Raw genomic sequence first — 20,251 nt, forward strand, 5'->3', positions numbered from 1 at the left:
CAGACGGCGGGAACTCTCGGCTAACGGTGCGGCGTGTGTAGGTGAACGGAACCGATGGTCCTATTGCATGACGTGAGCATTTTCTTGTCCTTCCGCCGCCCAATTTCCACCGCTCGCACGCCTAGCTTGTAACAAATGTTGCAGAGTTGGGTCAACGTGCGGTAACGTCGTGACAATTCAAGTTTCCTTCCCTACAAAGCGCCGTTCACGGAGAATCCGAAGCGGCAACCGGCAGGGCGAAGCACGACCGGCATCGTGAGTACGAGGCTTTCGACACACCTCACGCCCGACAGAGACTCAGGGGTAACACCAGGGAAGGCTTAAAGGAGACCCGGCCCGAAGGCTGGGTCTCCGCATTTGTCGGCTTGCTCGATCTCTCGAGATCTAGACAGAGAACGGCTCGAGCGCGGTCGCCGCGATGAGCGCGACACCGAATCCCGATGTTGTCGCCAAGTCGATATGACGCAGTTCGCGCGCGGTCGCTCGAGCGTTGTCCAATACGTCCGGATCCAACGCGATAGCGGCGGCGCCATCCAGTGCCGCATTGCCAACCTGCCGGACACGGCCGCGAAAGTTCGTGGGAAGAACGCCCAAGTTCAGGAGATCTTCTGGCCAGAGCGCCTTTCCGAACGCTCCGGCGACCAACACTTCATCGATGCGGGCAGCAGGAATTCCTGAAGCCGACACAACCGCCTCCACACCGACGCGGACGGCGGCTTTCGCAAGCTGCAACGCTCGAATATCCAGCTGACTGATCACAATGCCGGTTTCGCGCTCACCCAGGCAGACCCCGGCCACGCCTTGGCCGAGAATGGTCATCCGCCGCCCCAGCGGACCACCTTCAACGAAAGCTCCCTGGTGGTTGACGGCACCGATCCGAACGAGCTCGGCGACCGCCGAAATGAGTCCCGCCCCCGAGAGCCACCGGGCGTCCCCACCTCCGATCACAGTCAGTTCCACAGAACCAGCCTCGTCTATGACTACCCGCTCAACAGCTCCGTCAACAGCCGGGCCGCCACAGAACAGTCCCACACCCTCGAACGCCGAGCCAGCTGCCGTCGAAGCGCCGCTCAGCGTCCCATTACCCGAGAGAAGAATCTCTGCGTTTGTGCCCAAGTCGACCAGTAGACGCGAATGCGATAAGTCCGTCAGCCCTCCGGAGACCACCGCCGCCAGCGCATCACCCCCGATGAAGCCCGCCATTGGAGGAAGAAGCGTCACACGCACACCCTCGGCGAGAAGGGATCTCACCGCCGAGTCAATAGGCAGTTCGGAATCAAGATCGGGAGGAGTGAAAGGGTATGCGGCCAGTGAAGTGACGTCGGCACCTATCAGCAGGGACGCCATGACCGTGTTACCTGCGATAACCACCCTCCGCACGTTCGAGAGCGGCACAGCTGCCGCCCGAGCCGCGCTTAGAAGCGCATCGCACACGGACTCCTCGGCGAGTCCGCGAAGCTCCTGAGCCCCACCATCGAGGGCCGCGGCGATTCGCGATACGACGTCGGCACCATATGACTGCTGACGATTCGCGACCGAGGCGCGGCCTCTCTCGCGGCCGCTGCCCTCCTCAATCAAAACGGCCGCAACCGACGTGGTGCCGAGATCGACCCCAGCAACGAGATCGGCTCCCTCCCCGCCGTACTCTGAGCGTGAGACGGATCGCGCGGCAACCATGACGGGGCGCAACACAGCCGGCGCGGTAACGCGCGCCCGGCAAGCCAACCGCACGCCTTCAGGCGCACGAACGAGACCTGCGACCTCGGCGTCGTCGGGCGGGACAAGATGCCCCGAGAGCACTCGCACACCGCACTCTCCGCACACACCACGCCCGCCACATGCGGCCGAAAGCCCGACCCCGGCCTTTCGCGCAGCCTCGAGCACTGTGGATCCAAGGGGCACCCACACAGTGATGCCCGGCGGAAGAAACGTGATGGCTGCGCGGGGGCTCAGCGCCTACTCCCCCGCCGACTGGATCATCCGGTGCCCCATCGGAAAGCCACCGATCACGTGTACGTGCAGGTGGTTCACGGTCTGCATCGCATCCGGCCCGCTGTTCACTATCACCCGGTAGCCGGACTCGCCAATCCCTTTCACGTCCGCGACTGCAGGTACGGCGCTGAACAACGCACAAATGACGTCAGAAGGCACATCCGCAGACAGGTTGCTGTAGTGAATGCGAGGAATAACCAGAGTGTGCACCGGAGCCTGCGGTTGTATGTCATCAAAGGCGATCACAGACTCGTCTTCGTAGACGATCTTCGCAGAAATCTCGCCACTCGCTATCTTGCAGAACAGACAGTCGTCCATCCGTCACTCCTCCCGTCCGGTAATCTCGTCGGAGTTCTCAAGCTCCCCAACAAGCATAGTCACTTTCTGCTGCGCATCGGTGAGTTTGCCCTGAAGCACCCGCAGGAGGCCGACTCCACGCTCATAGCGAGCGAGGCTCTCCTCAAGCTCAAGTTGCCCGCCCTCAAGAGCAACGACAATCCTGTCGAGCTCGGCGAGAGCCTCTCCGAACGACATGTCTTCCTGTAGTGTTGAAAGAGACTCGCTCATCGTTCCTCCAAAGTATCGATCACCTCAACGGCCGCACCAATCCGGCCGTCATACAGACGCACAGACAGCACATCACCAAAACTCACCTGTTTCACGCTCTTGACTACGGTGTGGCCGTCCGCAGCAAAACAGGCTGCGTATCCGCGGCTCAGTATGCCAAGGGGCGATAGATCCTCAAGCCGGGCGGCGGCCAGCAAGAACGCGGACTCATGGGGTTCCATGATGCGTGGCCCATGCCGCACAAGTCTCTCGTGCGCATACGTGAGACGCTGAGCGTCCCGCTCGAGACGGCCTGGAATTGCCTGCATCAACCTCATGCCCGCTAGGTCAACGGCCTGCACCGCGGCCCCCAAAACTACGAAGGGATCGCGCAAGACAGGACGCTCGGCCAATCGCGTAACACTGTGAGTCGCGAGACGCACACGGTTCTCCAGCGCTCGACCGAGCGCCCGCGCCTCGCGAACGAGGGCCATACCTACCTCCGAGAGCGACGGCGCCACGGCTTCGGCAGCCGCGGTGGGAGTGGAAGCGCGTAAGTCGGCGACCATGTCGGCAATCGAGGTGTCAGGCTCATGCCCGATACCTGTCACGACTGGCACAGGGCACTCCACGATCGCACGTGCAACAGACTCGGCGTTAAACGGCATCAGGTCCTCGTACGAACCGCCGCCGCGCACAAGGAGTATGACGTCAGCTCCACAGTCGGACGCGTATCTGAGCCCCTCGACAATCGCATCGAGTGCCGTTTCTCCTTCAACGGTAACGCCGGCAACGAGCACCTCAGCAAGTGGATACCGTCGCCGCAGCGTACGGAGAACGTCATGGATCGCCTTCCCGCGTGGTGACGTGACGACGGCGATCCGTTCCGGGTATCTCGGCAGAATGCGCTTGCGATCCGACCGCATGAGCCCTTCGGTTTCGAGCTTCCGCGCGAGGGCCGCTACCCGAAGGCGCAGATCGCCCTCGCCCGCCAGCGCCAGCGAACGAACCTGGAACTGCATCCTGCCCTTCGGCACATAAGCCGAGAAGGATCCCGTGATCTCGACAAGCATCCCACAGCGAAGGGTGACGTCGCCCGCATCGTAAGCGTCGCGCCACATCAGGCATGGCATCGCCGCGCCACCGTCTGAGACTGTGAAGTAGGTCGCCTTGTAGCCTGGTTTGTCGTTGAACTCCGACACCTCGCCGACCACCGTGAGACGCACTCGCTCAAGGGCGTCTTTTGCTACAAGCATCGCCTCTGTCACGCTGACTGCGCGGTTCTCGATCACGTCTCACCCCCTCGTCATCAGCCATCCTACCAACAAGATCCGACATGCAGACGTCAGCTAGTCCCTGCGGAGCAGACCCATAAGATAGAGCAGCTGAAGCACTGCAATCAGTGCAGCAGCGACGTAGGTGAGAGCGGCAGCCGTGAGCACTTGGCGTGCTCCACCCAGCTGGGCCGGCTGAAGCACGCCGGTCGATTCGAGGGCAACCATGGCCCGCTTAGAAGCGTTGATCTCAACCGGCAGCGTCACTATTTGAAAGAGCACGGCGAAGGCGTAAAACGCGATGCCCAGCAGGACGATCGCCTGCCCAAATGCTGAGCCTAACCCGAAGAACAGCCCAAAGAAGATCATGACCCATGCCGCACTCGATCCGAAGTTCGCGACAGGGACGAGCGCGGTCCGTACACGGTTCCAGACATAGCCTTGCGCATCCTGCACCGCATGTCCCGCCTCGTGGGCGGCGACTCCTGCCGCCGCGACGCTTGAGACTCCATAGATGCCTTCGGAAAGACTGATGACTTTTGTTCTCGGGTCGTAGTGGTCCGAGAGGTTGCCACCGATCGGCTGAATACGAACGCCGCGTGTCCTGCCCTCCACCATACCCGATACCGTGGGGCCGCCCATACCTCCACTGATGCCGTTTGCGGCCAGCACACGCTCAGCGACTTCCGCCCCGGTCAGGCCGTTTGAAAGCGGCACTCCGCTCCATCGGCGATATGCCGAGTTGATGTAGCCCCGTGTGATCAATCCTAGGACGAGCGATACCACCATGAGCAAGATCCAGCTTGAGTTGATTCCGAACATGAGCGTCAATGCCTCCCTATCGTGAAACCGGCTACTCTGAAAGATCCGTTTGGCCATCTGTATGCAAAGGCTCTACCACAAGAGTTCCGGCCGACAAACGCATCGATATCTCACCGTCGAGAAGTCTCCGGAGCTCGTCGCCGACCATCTCCTTCCGCCAGCCTTCAAGCAGCGGACTTGTTTCCCGCTCGCCGGCGGCCAAGTGCTCAAGGTCATCACGCGATGCCAAGAGAGGCATCGCCACGTCTCGTTCGCGAGCGCGAAGTCGCACGATTGCGACCATCAGATCGACTGCGGCATCGATGTCGCCGAGGGGTTTGCGCCGCTTCTTGAGCGCAGGCAACTCGTCGTCGGGGACCGCAAGTCCGCGTGCCACCGATTCGATCACGCTCTTTTGCGCGACGGCACCGATCTTGTCGGCGACTCCCCGGATTGCCATGAGCTCCGGAACCGTCTTGGGAACCCTGCGCGCTATCTCAATGATGCTTTCGTCGCCGATCAGCCACCGCTTGGGAATATCTCGACGTTGAGCTTCGAGCTCCCTCCACGCCGCAACCTCTCTAGCCACAGCAAGTTGTCGGCGGTTGAGCGAAGACACCCGTTTCACTCGGCGCCACTGCTCGAGGGGGTCAGCCATATACGTCGCCGGATTCTCCAGATGCGCGAAGTTGGAGGCAAGCCAGTCCAATCTTCCGTCTCGCTTGAGGGTGGTGCACAGGCGTCTGTACATCTCAGGAAGATAGCGCACATCATTCAGCGCGTATTCAACCTGCGTCTCGGAAAGCGGGCGTTTGGCCCAGTCGGTGTAGGTATCAGACTTGTCGAGCGTTACGTCCATCATTTCCTTGACCAACGCTCCGTATCCCACCTGCTGCGGGAACCCGGCGAGTGTGGCCGCAATTTGAGTGTCAAACACCGGCATCGTGGCCTCACCGCACAGCCGATAGAAGATCTCAAGATCCTGTGAACCCGAGTGGAACACCTTCACCACTGCCGGATCGGCAAGAAGGGCGCCCAGCGGCGACAGATCATCGATCACAAGCGGGTCGATGATCGCTGCCACGTCATCAGATGCAACCTGGATCAAACACAGCTTCGCGTAGTAGGTCCGCTCCCGCATGAACTCCGTGTCGATCGCAACAATGGGAGCCTTTCGGAGCTGCGCCACCAACTCGCACAGTGTTCCGGTGTCAGTAACGTACAAGTCCGGTGGCTCCTCTCCTCCGAAAACTCGCGGTCCATACTCAGTAGGCCGGCCACAAGTTCCTTTCGGGGTCTGCAGAATGCGCTATCGGGCGGACATAACAGTATACCTGAGCCGCAGATACAGTTACGCCGTCCCTGCCGGTCCTAGGGCATCTGAGGGTATCCTAGGGTTAGACTAGGAATTTCACCCTTTGCATCGGAGGCAGGAATGGGTTCCCGCCGCTCTGAAGTGCTCCTTGTTGCCGCACTGTTCGTCTTCGGCACAGCGCTCTATGCGCTGCGCTGGCTGCTCTTCCCCGGCGAAGTGCCCCACAGTGAGATGTGGCGCTTCCTCATCGGCGATGTCGCGTTTCTGTTTCTGCAGGTCGCATTCGTGACATTCTTCATCGACCGGTTGCTCAGGGAGAGGGAACGACGCGCACTGCTGCAGAAGCTCAACATGGTCATCGGCGCCTTCTTTTCCGAGATTGGCGGCGAGCTGCTCGGCCGGATTGCAGGTGCCGATCGAAACCTGGCTTCCGTACGTGATGACCTCATCCCGAGGTCCACTTGGACCCCGACCCACTATGCCCTGGCAAGACAAGCGCTTGCCCGTCACAAGCCAAGCATCGACGTCACAGCCTGTGACCTCCACGAACTCAAGGAGATGCTCGTCCGCCACAGACAGTTCGTGTTAGGGCTGCTCGGCAACCAGGCCCTGCTTGATCATCAGGCGTTCACGGAACTCCTGTGGGCGATAACCCACCTCGCCGAGGAACTTCAAGCCCGTCAGAGCCTGGAGAACCTGCCTGAAGCCGACGCCGCTCATATCGCAGTCGACATCCGGCGTGCGTACAACCTGCTCACCTCACAGTGGCTTGACTATATGAGCCATCTGCAAGCCCAGTATCCGTTCCTGTTCTCTCTCGCCGTCCGCTTGAATCCATTCGATCCAGAGGCACATCCCGAGATTTCAGCCTGACTCTGCCGAGGAAGGGGAAAGAAGATGGTGGGTTCCGGACGTAACCCGCAGACGGAACGGAGACCGAAATGGAATTTCTGACATGGGTTCTGGTTGGTCTAGTGGCTGGCATCATTGCGAAACTGCTGATGCCGAGACTCGGCCCCAACGGCTGGATTATGACCATCGTCCTCGGTATTCTCGGCGCCTACATCGGGGGCTGGGTTTCGGGAAAGCTCGGTGGCCCGGCTGTCGTCGGATTCGACGTGCCGTCAATAGCAATAGCGGCCGCCGGCGCCATAGTGGTGCTGCTGGCATATGGGCTTATCTCGCGACGCCGCTAGACTATCGGCGTCAAGCGGCTACCGGATCTCGGCAACAACCACTCTGTTGCGACCTTCCCTCTTGGCAGCGTAGACCGCACTGTCCGCAGCAGCCACCACACTGGCGACGGTTGCATCATTGGGTGGATAGGTGGCGACCCCAAGTGACAGCGTAGGTGCCAACTTGTGGTCCACCCAAGCGGGACTCGCTTCCTCAAATGAGCTTCTCCACTGCTCGGCACGCAACGCAGCGTCATCTGCGGAGGCGAATGGCAAAACGACGAGGAACTCCTCACCGCCATACCGGTAGATCAAATCTCCCGGTCGCGTCTGCTCGCGGAGCTGCGAGGCTAGGCGCTGCAGAACCGCATCGCCCGTTGCGTGGCCGCAGGTATCGTTTACTTGCTTGAAGTGATCAACATCCAGCATCACCAGGCTGACGGGATAGGACTCCCGAGCAGCCCGGCTGAATTCACGTTCCAAGGTCAACGTGAGGTACCGTCTGTTGAAGAGCTGAGTCAACGGATCTCGAACCGCCTGCTCCCGCAACTCGGTATGGAGAGACTCGATCTCCGAAAGCCGGGACTGCAGATCCTGGTTTGATTTACTCAGCGCTTCCTCGGCAAGTTTCTGCATCGTGATATCCCGAAGAATACACAGACTCCCCGTGCGCCCGCCATGCTTGTCGGTCAACAAGGAAACGCTGACGCTGAGAGTGCGTCCCTCAGGCGATGCCAGAACGAACTCCTCGTCTACCGGTGTGGCACTCGCGAGACGGCTAACCAGGCCGGGCCAGCTCGGCAGGAGGTCTTCGACAGCCGTCCCGATCAGGCTCCCGTCGCCGATATGCAGCAGGCGTCTCGCGGCAGGGTTCACGTCGACTATTCGCCCGACCTCATCGACAACGAGGAGACCCTCGACCATCCGCTCGATGAGGGCATCTCGCGCGACCGGAATCAGGTCAAGCAGCTTGAATCTCACAAGTCCGAACGTAAGCAAAATGCCCGTGAGCGCTAGGAACACACCAGGATCCAGACCGGGCCATGCACCTGGGAGAAAGTCGTACGCGATGATAGCCACCCACGGAATAAGAGTTGCAATCACGATCCCAAAGCTCTGCCGACGGTAGAGCCCCTTGTTGCGAACTGCGAAGTCGATGAGGACCGCCGTTGCCACGGCCACAACCGCGAAACCGTAGACCGTGATCACCCAGTAGAGCAGACCGTGATGGTACGTAAGAATGTTATGCCCCGGTGCGTCGAACGAGAAGCGCGTCCATATGAGGTGATGCCAGTCGTTCGTAAACACCGCTACGATGCTGAGCGCAGGCACAACAAAGAGTCCTGCGATTCGCTTCCGAGTAAGCAACCTACCCGTCCCGGCGAACTCAACCGCGAAAAGCAACAGGAATACGCCCACTGTCGTTGCGCCGAAATATGCAATCTTGCTCCACAGCACATGTCCTGCAACCTCAAGAACCGATATCTCCATCGCATCGGCCAGCGCCAGTTCGACGACCGCCAAGAGTATGCAGAGCAACCAGAGTCCCCCGGGAGCCGACCGGCGACGCCAAGCAAGGGGAACCGCTGCCGCACAACACAGAGCCGCAACTAGGTATAGGGCTGTGTATGAAGTGAAATCGTAGGTCACTGAATGCCCCTTTGCCCGGCGCCTATGGCGCAAATGGCAAGAACGCCCCTCCATTCTCTCTTTGCGAGACTCTGAAGGGGCGCGTCGTCATCAATGGTGGGCACTGTAGGATTTGAACCTACGACCCCTTCCGTGTCAAGGAAGTGCTCTCCCCCTGAGCTAAGCGCCCATTGATTGCCCGAAAGCAACGAACGATAGTGTAGCAAAGTACCGGCGGATGGGAAGAGCCAACCCGCCGCAACCTACCCTTTCTCGAAAAAATGACCCTTGCGCCGTCCAACTCGTCCCGCTAGACTAGCCCCTGCGCGGACGTGGCTCAGCTGGTAGAGCACAACCTTGCCAAGGTTGGGGTCGCGGGTTCGAATCCCGTCGTCCGCTCCATCGTTTTTTCGAAGGTCGGCCGGAGGGTCCCACACCGAGGGCCTGATTGGTCGACTTTTTTGATTCGGCGCAGTAGGCGCCTTCATACGGCGACGTGGCCAAGTGGCAAGGCAGGGGCCTGCAAAGCCCTTATCCCCAGTTCGAATCTGGGCGTCGCCTCCAAGTACATACTGACAACCGGCAGGTACATTCTGCTGGTTGTCTGCGTTTCTCAAGGGTGCTCCCATGCTGGTAAACTACCGAAGGGCCATCAGCCCGATAGCTAGGGGACAGCTACTGAAAGCAGATCGCGCCATATGCGTATCGGATTCTTTACTGACACGTACACCCCGCAGATCAATGGGGTAGTTACGTCAATTCGCCTCTTCAAAACGGCTCTCGAGGCTCGGGGGCATCAGGTCTATGTGTTCGCGCCCGAGCCCGGAGCTCCAGACGACACCGAAGACATCGTGCGCTTCCTGTCTATCCCATTCGTCTTCCAGCCGGAGATGCGTTTCGCCTCCCCCATCTCTTTCGAGGCGCTGAGGTTGCTGGACCATATTGATCTTGACATCGTCCACGCCCACGACCCATTCAGCATCGGTCTCTTCGGCCTCAACATCGCTCGGCGACAGAAGATCCCGTACGTGCATACGTACCACACTATGTATCCGGAGTATGTTCACTACGTCTGGGAGACGAAACTGACAAAGCGCCTCGCCGAGAGACTCTCCCGGGACTACTGTGACGCGTGCGACTCTGTGGTCGCTCCGTCGACGAAGGTCGAGGAGTATCTACTTGGTTGGGGCGTCTCGGCACCGATCGAAATCATCGCAACCGGCGTCGACATCGACAAGTATGCCGCAGAGGATCCTGACCGTGTCGACGTATTGCGCAAACGGCTCGGACTGGCGCCCGAGGACCGAATCGCATTGTTTGTCGGACGCCTGGGCCGTGAGAAGAACGTCGAAACACTGGTGCGCGCCATATGGCACTGCGAATGCCCGGCTGTGAAACTGCTGATCGTAGGTGATGGCCCCCACCGCCGGGAGCTCGAGGAGCTCACTGATGAACTGGATCTGAGGGGTCGCGTTGTCTTTGCGGGCTATCTTGAGCGCGATGACACAATCGCTGCGTACCACCTCGCACACATCTTTGCCTTCGCATCGACGAGCGAGACACAGGGCCTCGTCGTGGGTGAAGCGATGGCTGCCGGGCTACCCGTTGTAGCCGCCGAGGACAAGGCCGTGGAAGACTTCGTGATCGACGGTACGTGCGGGCTCGTAGTGCCTGGGATACCTGACAGACTCGCGGCCGCTATGGACGCGCTTCTCTTGGACGAGCCGCGACGGCTCGAGTATGCGGCGGCGGCGACACTGCGCGCACAGGAGTTCTCTATCGCTCGCGAAGCTGCGCGCCTCGAAGCGCACTATCTCCGGGCGATAGAGAACTATCACCCGAGATCGTTCCTGCCCACCCTGCCCGAGTTGCGACGCGCACTGAAGCCGATGCCGAAGCACAAGAAGACGGCTGAAGGGTCTACGAAACCCCCTAGGACGCGTACTTGAGTAGGACTCGCTTCGACTGTTCGATACGGGAGAGGCCCCGTTCGATCTCGCGCGGGTCGGCGATGTTCTCAATCGCCCACTTCACGATCTCCAAGGGAACGTTCGGATAGCGCTTCCGCGCCTGCAACTGGGTCATTGCTACTCCTCTTACTGCGACTGCTGCTGCGACTACTGCTGCTGTGATGACCCTACCTGTTGAAGTGTGCTACCGAAACGCCACTACCGTCAACCAAGCCAGGCCGATCGAGTGTCGTGTCTCCTATCAACCGAGCAGATCATGCTTCATGCCGAGGACGTCCAGCACCTTGCCGACAACGAATCCGATCAGATCATCGACGGATGTGGGGCGATGATAGAACGCCGGCATGGCCGGAACCACAATTGCGCCCGCCTCGGCAGCGGCGGTCAGATTGCGCAAATGTATCAGCGAGAGAGGAGTCTCGAGCGGAACCAGGACCAGCGGACGGCGCTCCTTGAGCATGAAATCCGCAGCGCGCTCTGACAAGTCGCCGACAAGCCCGTGTGCCACTCCCGCAACGAATCCCATTGAGCACGGCGCGACGATCATTGCGTCCAAGCGATATGTGTCCGAGACGATTCTGTCGGACCTGTACTCCGGCCCCACCACTCGCAGGTTCGCAGCACTCGGCAACTCCAGAAACGCCGCCAGCGCAACCGCCGCGACACCCGGGCCGCCGATCGGCAACTCGAATCCGAGCTCCGAAGCGGCAACGTCCCGTCCCGCATCCGAGAAGATGATGGTGGTCTCATGGCCCTTGAGCGCAAGTTGCTCGATAAGGCGCATACCATATGCGCTTCCGGACGCCCCAGTGATCACAACAGCGTACTTACCCACCGAATTCACTCCCCTGATGTCTGTAAACGATCAGCACTGGCGTCTGCGCTGACTCCTGTGACGGTCACAATCCAAGTGTGCGTTCGATGTCGTCCAGAGTGCACATGACGCGCTCTTCTCGGCTGCTCGACAAGGCCCGGCGGTCAATGAGCACAGGTCGCATCCCCGCCGCCCGCGCGCCGATGATGTCCGCATACTGGTGATCGCCCACGTGCGCCGCATCTGCAGGGACAACGCCCATGCGTGCGCAGGCGAGTTCGAATATGCGCGGATCCGGCTTGCGCAACCCCACTTCCGCCGAAGAAACCACCTCCTCGACGAATTGGTCGAGACCCAGGCCGTTAATGATTGTCTTGAGCCTGCGATCCCAGTTGGAGATCAGACCAATCCGCAGACCACGCGCTTTCAGCCGCCCAAGAGCAGGCCGCACATCGTCATAGGCCCTCCAGCGCGACGGATCCCCAAACTCATCGTAGACGCGGCGAGCGATGCGCTCAGGGCTGTCCTGAATGCCGAGGTTGCGGCACAAAAACGAGTACATCCCCACCCATACTTGCGACGTTTCCTCTTCGCTGGTCCAGAACGTGTCATCCGAGCGGTATCGATCCTCGTAGTACTCGTCAACCAGCGGCATCAGCGCATCGATCGCCGAGAGATCGTGAATGTGACCGTCCTCGGCAAGAACTTGTCGGCATACCTCCGCAACACTCGGATGAGGGTAGAGCAACGTGTTGCCTACGTCGAAAAACACGACCTCGAGAGGATGGCCACCCAGCTCAGGACTCGCCATCACTGTGTCCATCTTGTCGATGCTTCTCAAGCCGAACCAGCGTTCCGCCGTCTCTTGGGCACTCGAAGTCGACCCGATCCATCAATGCTCTCATGAACATGACGCCTCGGCCACTCGATGCATACAAGTCATCACAGGGTGTCTGTGCGGCGCCGTCGAAACCCCGTCCGTTGTCGAGGACTTCAAGCACCACCCGATCTCCATAGGCCAAGATGCGAACCGCCACACTCGGAACTCCGTCAATGGGCTTGCCGTGCCGCACTGCGTTGGCGAGAGCCTCGCCCAAGGCCACCTTGATGTCGAAGATTGCTGAGTCCGGAAAACCCAGAGTTTTTACTATCCCGCTGACTTCTTCTCGTGCTTCCGCCAGCCGGTTCACATCCGAGGCGACGAACAGCTCCCTAGTCCATAGTGGCTCGCTCGTGACTTCGGAAAGCTCAAGTCCACTGATCGCCTCGCTGACATCCGGGCTCATTGTGATCGAAACGGCTACGTGTATCAGTCCGGACAACTCGAGAATGCGCGCTATATCCGAGTTCGCCCCAGCAAGCACCAGACGTCCACCCCGTGGTTTCAGTTGGTGATCCAGCCACACCAGGAGTCCGAGGGCCGAACTGTCCGCATAGACCACATCAGTCAGGTCGAGTACGAGATCGGAACAACCACCATCGAGCACGCTCGCCAGATCAGCCCGCAACTCGGGCACCACCGCCGTGTCGATATCGCCCGACAAGCCCACCACGCAGACACGTGTGTCATTGTGTAGCCTAACGTCGAACGGGGCCATTGCTATCTCCTCCTTCGTGAGCGCCCCTTGGGACAATCGATCTGCCCCGCATTGCGATCGCAAGCACCGCTATGTCGTCTCGAAGCTCACCGTGCGAAAACCTTCGAACCGCCGAAAGAATCCCCGAAACCACGTCCTCCGGAGTGCACTGCGTATCGAGAACCTCTCTGATCCGCATCTCGCCGAAGAATGCCGTATTCCGTCTGGCCTCGGTGACTCCGTCAGTGTAAAGCAGCACAACGTCTCCAGGTAGCACTCCTACGCTGTATTCCCCATATTGCGACTCCATCCCCGCCCCAAGCAACGGCCCCGTCGACGAAAGCGATTCGATGCCGCCGGCCTTTCGGCCGATCAGCCCCGGAGGATGTCCGCCATTCGCCCACGTGAGCCTCCCGGTTGCGGGATCGAGTCTGCCAAGCCACAGAGTCACAATGTCACTGGGCTCCCCAGACTCGGTCACCAGACGGTTAACGCGTTCAACGACCGCTGAAACGCTCAGGCCTGCGCTGACCAGCGCCCTGACCGAGTACTTGATCATAGATGTCTTGGTCGCCGCATGCACCCCCTTGCCGCATACGTCTGCGATCGCGAACCACAGTTGTCCGTCAGGCGCGCGAAAGAGATCGTAGTAGTCACCGCCGATCTCAGCCTCGGTGCCCGCCGGCTGATAGGCTGCCGCAAAATCGAACTCCGGATCGGGCGGTAGTGTGCCTGGCAGAATGGACCTCTGGAGTACCTCCGCGACATCGTGCTCACGGCTGTAGAGTCGCGCCGTATCCAACGCAAGCGCAGCCTGCGAGGCGAATGTCTGCAGCATGCTGTGGTCTTCCTCGGCAAATGCGGCGGGTTCCCTCGACAAGACGACGAGCACGCCAATCGAGCGGCCTCGGGCCAGCAGCGGGACGGCGAGGAGAGAGTGCAGGCCATGAGCGGCAGCAGTCCCCGCGATGCCGTCGAGCGTCTCGTGCAGATCCCAGAATGAGACCGGCTCACCGGTGGAGATAACGTATCCGGGCACGTCCTCCCCCGGCGACAGTCTCAGGTCGACGAATTCGGGCGGGACCGCGCCGCGCGCCATCGCTGTGGTGATTACGCGGGTCCTCGCGTCATACGTCATGAGCGCAACGGCATCGGCCGAGAGAATCCTCTGAACCACGTCCAACACGCGGTTCAAGACGACGTTCACCTGAAGCGACGATCCGACTGCCTGGCTGATGTTGAAGATAGTCTCCAGTTTGTCTGCCCTCGCGACTGCCCGTTCGTAGAGGTATGCGTTGTCGAGGGCCAAGACAAGTTCGTTGGACAGGGCCTGGGCAAGTTCGACGTCGCGCTGTCCAACCACCTGACCCGCGCGCTCTATCGCCAGAACCGCGCCGCGTGTGCTCTCAAAATCAACAGGAACCAAGAGTAGTTCCCTGACGTCTGACCGCTCAAAGACGGTGTTCTCGTCCCCGTCGACAGCTTGGTGAACCACCGCAGGTCTGCCTGTTCCGAGCCGCCCAAACGCGGTTCGCGCCATCTCGAGCAGCGCCTGCTCTGAACTGCAGTCCTCAGCAGGTTCAAGTCCGAGGACGGCACGGTCGTTGAAGGCGAACCGAACCTTCTCGGCGCAGAAGAGATCAGCGATGACCCCGCCCACCTCAGTCAGAGCCGGTCCCAGACCTCCCGGGCGCGCCAGACTCTCAGCCGCCATCCGAAGACCCTCAGAAACACGGCACATCTCCTCTTCAGTGGCCAGACGCCTCGAATTCCCTATGACGACACCAGCCTGTGCGCAGAAGAGTCCCACCAGCTCGCGTTCAGCCTCGGAGAAAGGTCTACCGATGCCCCGTGCAACGACGACAACTCCAAGCACCTCGTGAGCGTTCGTGAGCGGCGTCACGAGAACAGCCGAGGGCAAGAGGAGATCCCATCCCGGCAACTCCTCAGCGATGGTGCCTTCGCCGGCCGCATACGCCGCCGAGCATGCGCTTGTCTGAGCCTTCGCCAGCCAGCTATCGCCAAGAGCGTCAATCAGAGGAGTCCCTGTCACGCCGATCCCGTGATCGCTGGAAAGCACCAGCCATCGCCCGCCTCCGTCTGCCAGATAGGCAGCCGAGGCCGAGACGGGTCCGGCCATCTCGTCCACCGCTTCGAGGACTGCATCCAAGGCCTGATCTGCCCGCTCCGCAGCGCCAAGGGTACGTGACAAGTTGCGCAAAGCGCTCAGCTTGGTCGCGACGGCACCGAAAGCGTCGACAAGCGGCTTGAGCCTGGTTCCTGCATCATCTGGAAGGGACCCACCGTGTGAACCTTCAACGAGGTGTCGAGCGATTCGCGTCAGAAGGAAGAGCAGCCGGATATCTCGTCGAAAGACCAGCCACAGGACAACAGCAACAGTCAATGCGCCGAAAGTCACGCAGGCACCGCCCAGCATCGCTATGGCGTCTGCCGACAGTGGAGTGCGCCATGCACCCACCAACACGACCGCAGCGACTCCACCCGCCGCAAGGGCCACTACCGCGCACAAGAGCACGATGATGCGTGCGACGGGCATCGCAGAGCCTCTGCGGCGCTCATTCATGACGAAGCGCTAGTCCACAAGCTCGGCGTCGTAGCCGGCACCCCGTATCGCCAGAATGATCTCGTTTTCGGTGACGATATCGGGGTCGAAGCGCACGACCGTCTCGGCGGACGCGAGATCTGTCGAGACATCGGCAACGCCTTCAAGTTCGCCGACAGTCATGTCGACCAGCTTCGAACATGATGCACAGTGCAACCCCGATGTCTTGAAGTACTTCGTGGTTTCACTCATGACTCTCTCCTCTTCGTAAGCTCGGGGCCGGTTCGCTACAGGCCAAGCCGTTGCATACGCACTTCCAGCGTCTTGCTGGTCAGGCCCAGGAGTTTTGCCGCTTTGGGTATGCTTGCTCCCGAGCGGTCGATGGCCTGCCTGACAAGATCCAGTTCGACTTCCTCCAAATCAACTCCCTCTTCAGGCAACACGAAGCCGGTCTGCACTCGGCTGGTCGGCGAGACACCGGCCCGTACCTCGGCAGGCAAGTCGGACACGTCTATCTCGTCACCGCGCGAGAGGATGACGATGCGTTCGATGGTATTCTCAAGTTCTCGGATGTTTCCAGGCCACTGATACCGGACAAGAGCCTCCATCGACTCGGGACTAAGCTTCTTGGTACCAGCCTTGAACTTGTCGAGAAAATGCGCAACCAAGAGGGGGATATCGCCAGAGCGCTGGCGGAGTGTGGGCAACTGAATGGGAACAACATTGAGGCGGTAGAACAGGTCCTCACGAAACTCGCCATCGGCGATCATCTGTTGGAGATCGCGGTTCGTGGCCGCAATGACGCGCACATCCACCTCAACGCCACGGGTGGCTCCAAGTCGCTCGACACGGCGCTCCTGCAAGACGCGGAGTAACTTGACCTGGGTCGCCGGAGATATGTCGCCTATCTCATCCAGAAACAGGGTACCCCCATTCGCCATCTCGAACCGGCCCGGCTTGCCCATGACGGCGCCGGTGAACGCGCCCTTCTCATAACCGAACAGCTCGCTTTCGAGCAGGGTCTCCGGGAGCGCCCCGGCACTCACCGCCACGAAAGGCCTCGATGCCCGATCGGAGAGATTGTGCAATGCATGCGCAATCAGCTCCTTGCCCGTACCGGACTCCCCATAGATCACAACGGTCGCGGTTGTCGGAGCGACGCGCTCGATGGTGCTCAGAACGTCGAGCATTGTCTGATCAGATGCCACAATCCCATGAACATCGTATTCTCGATTCAGCTCACCCCGGAGCCGCTCGACTTCGGCCGCAAGGCCAGAGTATTTCAGGGCCTTGCCGATGGCCAGCTTCAGCTCTTCCAGATCAAATGGCTTCGTCAGATATTCGGTCGCCCCGGCCTTCATGGCCTCCACAGCGGTGGCCACATTGCCGTGCGCCGTCAGCATGATGATCGGGAAGCTCAATCCCTTCGCACGCACCGTGCGCAAGACCTCCATCCCATCCTTTCCGGGCATGCGGTGATCCAGCACCATCACGTCGGGCTCACGCTCGGCGATCAGATCCAACGCCTTGGCGCCATCTGCCGCCTCAATGATCTCGAACCCATCAGCCGCGAGCGCCTGACCGAGAACCCATCGCATATTCTTCTCATCGTCAACAATGAGCACTCTTTTGATCATCGTTCTTCCCTCAATCTGTCGACGCGACGTGGAGCCTGATTGTGAACACTGTCCCGCCGGGCCCGCTTTCAACTTCCACCTGACCGTCGTGATCCTCAATAATCCGGTGCACGACCGTGAGTCCTAGGCCGGTGCCATCGGCCCGCTTGGTGAAGAACGGGTCGAAGATCTTGGCTAAGTCGGCGGGATCTATACCCGGCCCGGTGTCGGCAACAGATACCTCCACAAAGTACTCATCACTTCGCGCCTCTATGGTTATGATGCCGCCAATGTCACCCATCGCCTGTACCGCGTTTGTCACCAGATTCAGAAATACCTGCTCGAGTTGATCGGGGTCACCGCTCACGGCCGGCAGGTCCTCCGGGACCTTCTGCACGATCCGGACACCGGACTGCAGTGCGAATCGGCTCGCAAACGACACGATGTGGGCGATCGTTTCGCGCAGGTCCGTCCGCACGAGAGTGGGCGTGCTCGGCCTGCCAAAGTCCAGGAGGGCCTTGATGACACGGTTGAGCCGATCGATCTCCTGCTTGATGACCCCAGCGATCTCCTTGATGCGGGCCGCATCACCGTGAGCATCTTCCAGCAGCTGAACGCTCGCACGGATCACCCCCAGCGGATTGCGCACCTCGTGAGCAACGCCTGCGGTCAGCTGTCCCAACGCGGCAAGCCTATCTGCCCGGATGAGCTGATCCGTCAGGGCTTTCACGTCAGAGACGTCCTCCAGCGTGATGACTGCCCCAAGGTTGTCCCCATCTACATCGCGCATGCATGACGTGGACGCCTGCACGTGCAGCATGCGCCCACCGACCGTCTGAATGGTCGTCTCTCTCATGGCGAGAGGCAATCGGCCGGCCAACACCTTCGCGACATCGCCGCCGAGACCGCCGTCCGACCGGAACAGCGATCCGATCGGCTTGGGAACCATCTCGAACTCCGAGACCCCGAGCATACGTTCCGCTGCCGCATTGGCCGTCGCGACCGATCCATCAGGACCTACCGTGAGCACCGCCGAAGTGATCGAGCGCAGAATCGACTGTGTGTAGTCTTGGATGTTGATGAGCTGAATCGCCCTGTCTTCAAGCTTCTTGTAGGCGCCTTCCAACTGTAGAGACATGCGTTTGAGATCCGCGTTCTTCGTCTGTTCCGTATCGCGCATGGTGCCCAGTATCGCACCCACCGCAATCAGCGATCCCACCTCAAGCCAGGTGTCGAATCCGAGGACTGCCGATTCCCCGACCGGCAGCCACGAGTGCAACACCACGATCGCACACGCCACGACTACTGCAACGATTCCTCCCCGCCTGCCGAACAGATACGCGGCATAGCCCACCGGAATGTAGTACAGCCGCTGGTGAAGACTCCACAATGGCACGCCTCCGACCGTGGCACCCGCGAAGAGATACAGTACGGTTATCAGCAGGAACATCAGGAAGATGATGATGACTGCTGGAGCAGCTTTCTTGCCGCTCATCTGCGCCGCCTTGCCCAGCTCGGCTCGATGTGTAATTCTTCCCGGTACTTTGCCACCGTCCTCCTCGCAACGGTAACGCCCTCCTTGGAGAGCATCTCGGCGAGACTTTGGTCCGATAGCGGCTTTGCCGCATCTTCTTCTTGTACGAACTCTTTGAGACGCCGCTTGATGCTTGTGGCCGCGACATCCATTCCGGATGTCGTCCGATATCCTCCGCTGAAGAAATGCTTCAACTCAAACAGCCCATACGGCGTCGCAATGTACTTGCCCGTCACACCGCGTGACACCGTTGACAGGTGCACTCCGATCTCGACCGCCACATCCTCAAGGCGAAGCGGACGCAACATCCCCTTGCCGTTTTCGAAGAAATCCTGCTGCACATCCAAGATGATCTCGGCAATGCGCGACACTGTGTCCTTGCGCCTGTCCACATTCTTTATGAAGCTCTCCGCCGAGCGGATCTTGTCCTTCAGATATCGGCGCGTGTCACCATCGGCAGAAGAGTCGCTACGCAGCATCGACCGGTAGCGCGGGGACACGCGAAGCGAAGGAAGCGCTTCGTTGTTCGGAGTAATCGTCCAGTCGTCTCCGAGTCTGCGGACCGTGACATCCGGCACGATGTAGCCGGGAGAGGGACCGGGCGAGAACGCTCCGGCGGGACGAGGGTTCAGAAGGCGCAGGATCTCGACCAGTCGGCGCACTTCATCTTCGTCAGTCTTGAGCGAGCGCGCGATCTTGCGATACCGGTTGGCCGCAACGTCATCAAGGTACTCGCGGACGATGCGCATAAGCAGCGGCTCCTCGATGCCGAGCGAACGCATCTGCAAACACATCGCCTCCGGCAGATCGCGTGCCGCCACACCCGCAGGATCGAGCTGTTGAACGGCTTCCAGCCCTGCCTGAGCGGCGCGCCGAGAAACCCCGGCCATGCGTGCGATCTCGTCGAGCGAACCGACAAAGAAGCCGTCATCATCAAGCGACCCGACAATGGCACGCCCGGCTCGTGCGACGCCTTCAGAAAGATCGAGAAGGCCCAGCTGCTCGAGCAGGTAGTCGATGAACGACTGGACTCCGCCGACAAAATCCTCGGTGTTCGTCTGATCGGCGTTCGGATCTCGCGGCGCAGACTGATCGATCGATTCGAGGTCTTCATACATGTCGAGCCAGTCGTCCCAAGAACGCTCGTCGTCTTCCGCGGGCGGCTCTTCGCCCTCCACAGGCTCAGATTCGGATTCGTCCACTTCAAGGACGGGGTTCTCAAGCATCTCGACTTCGATAAGCTGCTGAAGGTCGGCGACAGGCATCGCCAGTATGCTGAGCCCCTGATACACCTGTGGCGACAGCGTCACTTTGTGGTGCAATTCGGGGCGGTGCGAAAGCTCCATCGACCCTCCCTCGATGCGCAAACGGGAACCAGAAAGCGCCCGCCATTGCAAAAAGTATACCACCGCGGAACCGGACTCAGACTTGGCCGACGGTGGCGA

Annotated in this window: 19 protein-coding genes and 3 tRNA genes; 5 read left to right on the plus strand and 17 right to left on the minus strand. The window is 60.3% G+C overall.

The features are described from left to right. Positions 1 to 384: 384 nt before the first annotated feature. The 6 genes from HGA39_04175 to rnd form a co-directional block, all read right to left on the minus strand. Positions 385 to 1,902, minus strand: a complete 1,518-nt coding sequence (locus HGA39_04175) for a DUF4445 domain-containing protein (protein NTW28545.1) — start codon at positions 1,900 to 1,902, stop codon at positions 385 to 387. Between the two features lie 54 nt (positions 1,903 to 1,956). Further along, positions 1,957 to 2,310 carry a histidine triad nucleotide-binding protein gene (locus tag HGA39_04180; GenBank protein NTW28546.1) on the minus strand — a complete coding sequence of 118 codons (354 nt, stop codon included), beginning with the start codon at positions 2,308 to 2,310 and terminating at the stop codon, positions 1,957 to 1,959. Positions 2,311 to 2,313: 3 nt separating this feature from the next. After that, on the minus strand, positions 2,314 to 2,559 hold the full coding sequence (gene xseB / locus HGA39_04185) for an exodeoxyribonuclease VII small subunit (protein ID NTW28547.1): 246 nt from the start codon (positions 2,557 to 2,559) through the stop codon (positions 2,314 to 2,316). Beyond that, the gene (gene xseA / locus HGA39_04190) at positions 2,556 to 3,794 is read right to left on the minus strand and encodes an exodeoxyribonuclease VII large subunit (protein NTW28548.1); all 1,239 of its coding nucleotides are present in this window, start codon (positions 3,792 to 3,794) and stop codon (positions 2,556 to 2,558) included. Before xseA ends, xseB begins: the two co-directional genes overlap by 4 nt. Before the next feature lie 93 nt (positions 3,795 to 3,887). Further along, positions 3,888 to 4,634 (minus strand): zinc metallopeptidase, encoded by a 747-nt coding sequence (locus HGA39_04195; GenBank protein ID NTW28549.1) that lies wholly within the window; start codon positions 4,632 to 4,634, stop codon positions 3,888 to 3,890. Between the two features lie 31 nt (positions 4,635 to 4,665). Beyond that, entirely contained in the window at positions 4,666 to 5,838 is a 1,173-nt protein-coding gene (gene rnd / locus HGA39_04200; GenBank protein ID NTW28550.1) for a ribonuclease D, read from the minus strand. 210 nt (positions 5,839 to 6,048) lie between these two features. Between rnd and HGA39_04205 the strand changes: the two genes are divergently transcribed. Next, positions 6,049 to 6,801 (plus strand): hypothetical protein, encoded by a 753-nt coding sequence (locus HGA39_04205; protein ID NTW28551.1) that lies wholly within the window; start codon positions 6,049 to 6,051, stop codon positions 6,799 to 6,801. A 68-nt stretch (positions 6,802 to 6,869) separates the two neighbouring features. Further along, entirely contained in the window at positions 6,870 to 7,124 is a 255-nt protein-coding gene (locus HGA39_04210; GenBank protein ID NTW28552.1) for a GlsB/YeaQ/YmgE family stress response membrane protein, read from the plus strand. A gap of 18 nt (positions 7,125 to 7,142) precedes the next feature. On the opposite strand, the gene HGA39_04215 is transcribed toward HGA39_04210, so the two are convergent. Continuing rightward, positions 7,143 to 8,753, minus strand: a complete 1,611-nt coding sequence (locus HGA39_04215) for a diguanylate cyclase (GenBank protein NTW28553.1) — start codon at positions 8,751 to 8,753, stop codon at positions 7,143 to 7,145. Positions 8,754 to 8,847: 94 nt separating this feature from the next. Continuing rightward, positions 8,848 to 8,922, minus strand: a tRNA-Val gene (locus HGA39_04220). Positions 8,923 to 9,058: 136 nt separating this feature from the next. Here HGA39_04220 and HGA39_04225 point away from each other — a divergent pair. From HGA39_04225 to HGA39_04235, 3 genes are all read left to right on the plus strand, one after another. After that, a tRNA-Gly gene (locus HGA39_04225) sits at positions 9,059 to 9,134 on the plus strand. An 88-nt stretch (positions 9,135 to 9,222) separates the two neighbouring features. Then, positions 9,223 to 9,296: transfer RNA gene (locus HGA39_04230), tRNA-Cys, on the plus strand. 134 nt (positions 9,297 to 9,430) lie between these two features. Further along, the gene (locus HGA39_04235; GenBank protein ID NTW28554.1) at positions 9,431 to 10,681 is read left to right on the plus strand and encodes a glycosyltransferase family 4 protein; all 1,251 of its coding nucleotides are present in this window, start codon (positions 9,431 to 9,433) and stop codon (positions 10,679 to 10,681) included. Here the strand turns inward: HGA39_04235 and HGA39_04240 are convergent. The 9 genes from HGA39_04240 to rpoN form a co-directional block, all read right to left on the minus strand. After that, entirely contained in the window at positions 10,665 to 10,817 is a 153-nt protein-coding gene (locus HGA39_04240; GenBank protein NTW28555.1) for a hypothetical protein, read from the minus strand. The two genes, HGA39_04235 and HGA39_04240, sit on opposite strands and share 17 nt — an antisense overlap. A 126-nt stretch (positions 10,818 to 10,943) precedes the next feature. Then, the gene (locus HGA39_04245; GenBank protein NTW28556.1) at positions 10,944 to 11,537 is read right to left on the minus strand and encodes a UbiX family flavin prenyltransferase; all 594 of its coding nucleotides are present in this window, start codon (positions 11,535 to 11,537) and stop codon (positions 10,944 to 10,946) included. A gap of 64 nt (positions 11,538 to 11,601) precedes the next feature. Then, positions 11,602 to 12,339: an HAD-IA family hydrolase gene (locus HGA39_04250; GenBank protein ID NTW28557.1), complete on the minus strand. Its 738-nt coding sequence runs from the start codon at positions 12,337 to 12,339 to the stop codon at positions 11,602 to 11,604. Next, positions 12,314 to 13,114 carry an anti-sigma factor antagonist gene (locus tag HGA39_04255; protein NTW28558.1) on the minus strand — a complete coding sequence of 267 codons (801 nt, stop codon included), beginning with the start codon at positions 13,112 to 13,114 and terminating at the stop codon, positions 12,314 to 12,316. Before HGA39_04255 ends, HGA39_04250 begins: the two co-directional genes overlap by 26 nt. Next, positions 13,095 to 15,650: a SpoIIE family protein phosphatase gene (locus HGA39_04260; protein ID NTW28559.1), complete on the minus strand. Its 2,556-nt coding sequence runs from the start codon at positions 15,648 to 15,650 to the stop codon at positions 13,095 to 13,097. The genes HGA39_04255 and HGA39_04260 overlap by 20 nt, the downstream gene beginning before the upstream one ends. Before the next feature lie 36 nt (positions 15,651 to 15,686). Beyond that, positions 15,687 to 15,908, minus strand: coding sequence for a heavy-metal-associated domain-containing protein (locus HGA39_04265; protein NTW28560.1), 222 nt, complete (start codon positions 15,906 to 15,908; stop codon positions 15,687 to 15,689). A 35-nt stretch (positions 15,909 to 15,943) separates the two neighbouring features. Beyond that, positions 15,944 to 17,293, minus strand: a complete 1,350-nt coding sequence (locus tag HGA39_04270) for a sigma-54-dependent Fis family transcriptional regulator (GenBank protein ID NTW28561.1) — start codon at positions 17,291 to 17,293, stop codon at positions 15,944 to 15,946. Positions 17,294 to 17,303: 10 nt separating this feature from the next. Continuing rightward, positions 17,304 to 18,767, minus strand: coding sequence for a PAS domain-containing protein (locus tag HGA39_04275; GenBank protein ID NTW28562.1), 1,464 nt, complete (start codon positions 18,765 to 18,767; stop codon positions 17,304 to 17,306). Continuing rightward, complete coding sequence (gene rpoN / locus HGA39_04280; protein NTW28563.1) at positions 18,764 to 20,152, minus strand: RNA polymerase factor sigma-54; 1,389 nt, start codon at positions 20,150 to 20,152, stop codon at positions 18,764 to 18,766. The genes HGA39_04275 and rpoN overlap by 4 nt, the downstream gene beginning before the upstream one ends. Positions 20,153 to 20,251 lie beyond the last annotated feature (99 nt).

This window comes from Coriobacteriia bacterium (assembly GCA_013336165.1).
In the GTDB taxonomy this organism is placed as follows: Bacteria; Actinomycetota; Coriobacteriia; order Anaerosomatales; family JAAXUF01; genus JAAXUF01.

What these genes read in the sequence shown, in the direction of transcription:
- xseA (NTW28548.1), bottom strand. Translation starts at nt 3,794, where the DNA reads ATGCTTGTAGCAAAAGACGCCCTTGAGCGAGTGCGTCTCACGGTGGTC.
- HGA39_04205 (NTW28551.1), top strand. Translation starts at nt 6,049, where the DNA reads ATGGGTTCCCGCCGCTCTGAAGTGCTCCTTGTTGCCGCACTGTTCGTC.
- HGA39_04265 (NTW28560.1), bottom strand. Translation starts at nt 15,908, where the DNA reads ATGAGTGAAACCACGAAGTACTTCAAGACATCGGGGTTGCACTGTGCA.
- HGA39_04260 (NTW28559.1), bottom strand. Translation starts at nt 15,650, where the DNA reads ATGCCCGTCGCACGCATCATCGTGCTCTTGTGCGCGGTAGTGGCCCTT.
- HGA39_04235 (NTW28554.1), top strand. Translation starts at nt 9,431, where the DNA reads ATGCGTATCGGATTCTTTACTGACACGTACACCCCGCAGATCAATGGG.
- HGA39_04180 (NTW28546.1), bottom strand. Translation starts at nt 2,310, where the DNA reads ATGGACGACTGTCTGTTCTGCAAGATAGCGAGTGGCGAGATTTCTGCG.
- HGA39_04275 (NTW28562.1), bottom strand. Translation starts at nt 18,767, where the DNA reads ATGAGCGGCAAGAAAGCTGCTCCAGCAGTCATCATCATCTTCCTGATG.
- rpoN (NTW28563.1), bottom strand. Translation starts at nt 20,152, where the DNA reads ATGGAGCTTTCGCACCGCCCCGAATTGCACCACAAAGTGACGCTGTCG.
- HGA39_04270 (NTW28561.1), bottom strand. Translation starts at nt 17,293, where the DNA reads ATGATCAAAAGAGTGCTCATTGTTGACGATGAGAAGAATATGCGATGG.
- xseB (NTW28547.1), bottom strand. Translation starts at nt 2,559, where the DNA reads ATGAGCGAGTCTCTTTCAACACTACAGGAAGACATGTCGTTCGGAGAG.
- HGA39_04210 (NTW28552.1), top strand. Translation starts at nt 6,870, where the DNA reads ATGGAATTTCTGACATGGGTTCTGGTTGGTCTAGTGGCTGGCATCATT.
- HGA39_04240 (NTW28555.1), bottom strand. Translation starts at nt 10,817, where the DNA reads ATGACCCAGTTGCAGGCGCGGAAGCGCTATCCGAACGTTCCCTTGGAG.
- HGA39_04195 (NTW28549.1), bottom strand. Translation starts at nt 4,634, where the DNA reads ATGTTCGGAATCAACTCAAGCTGGATCTTGCTCATGGTGGTATCGCTC.
- HGA39_04250 (NTW28557.1), bottom strand. Translation starts at nt 12,339, where the DNA reads ATGGACACAGTGATGGCGAGTCCTGAGCTGGGTGGCCATCCTCTCGAG.
- HGA39_04255 (NTW28558.1), bottom strand. Translation starts at nt 13,114, where the DNA reads ATGGCCCCGTTCGACGTTAGGCTACACAATGACACACGTGTCTGCGTG.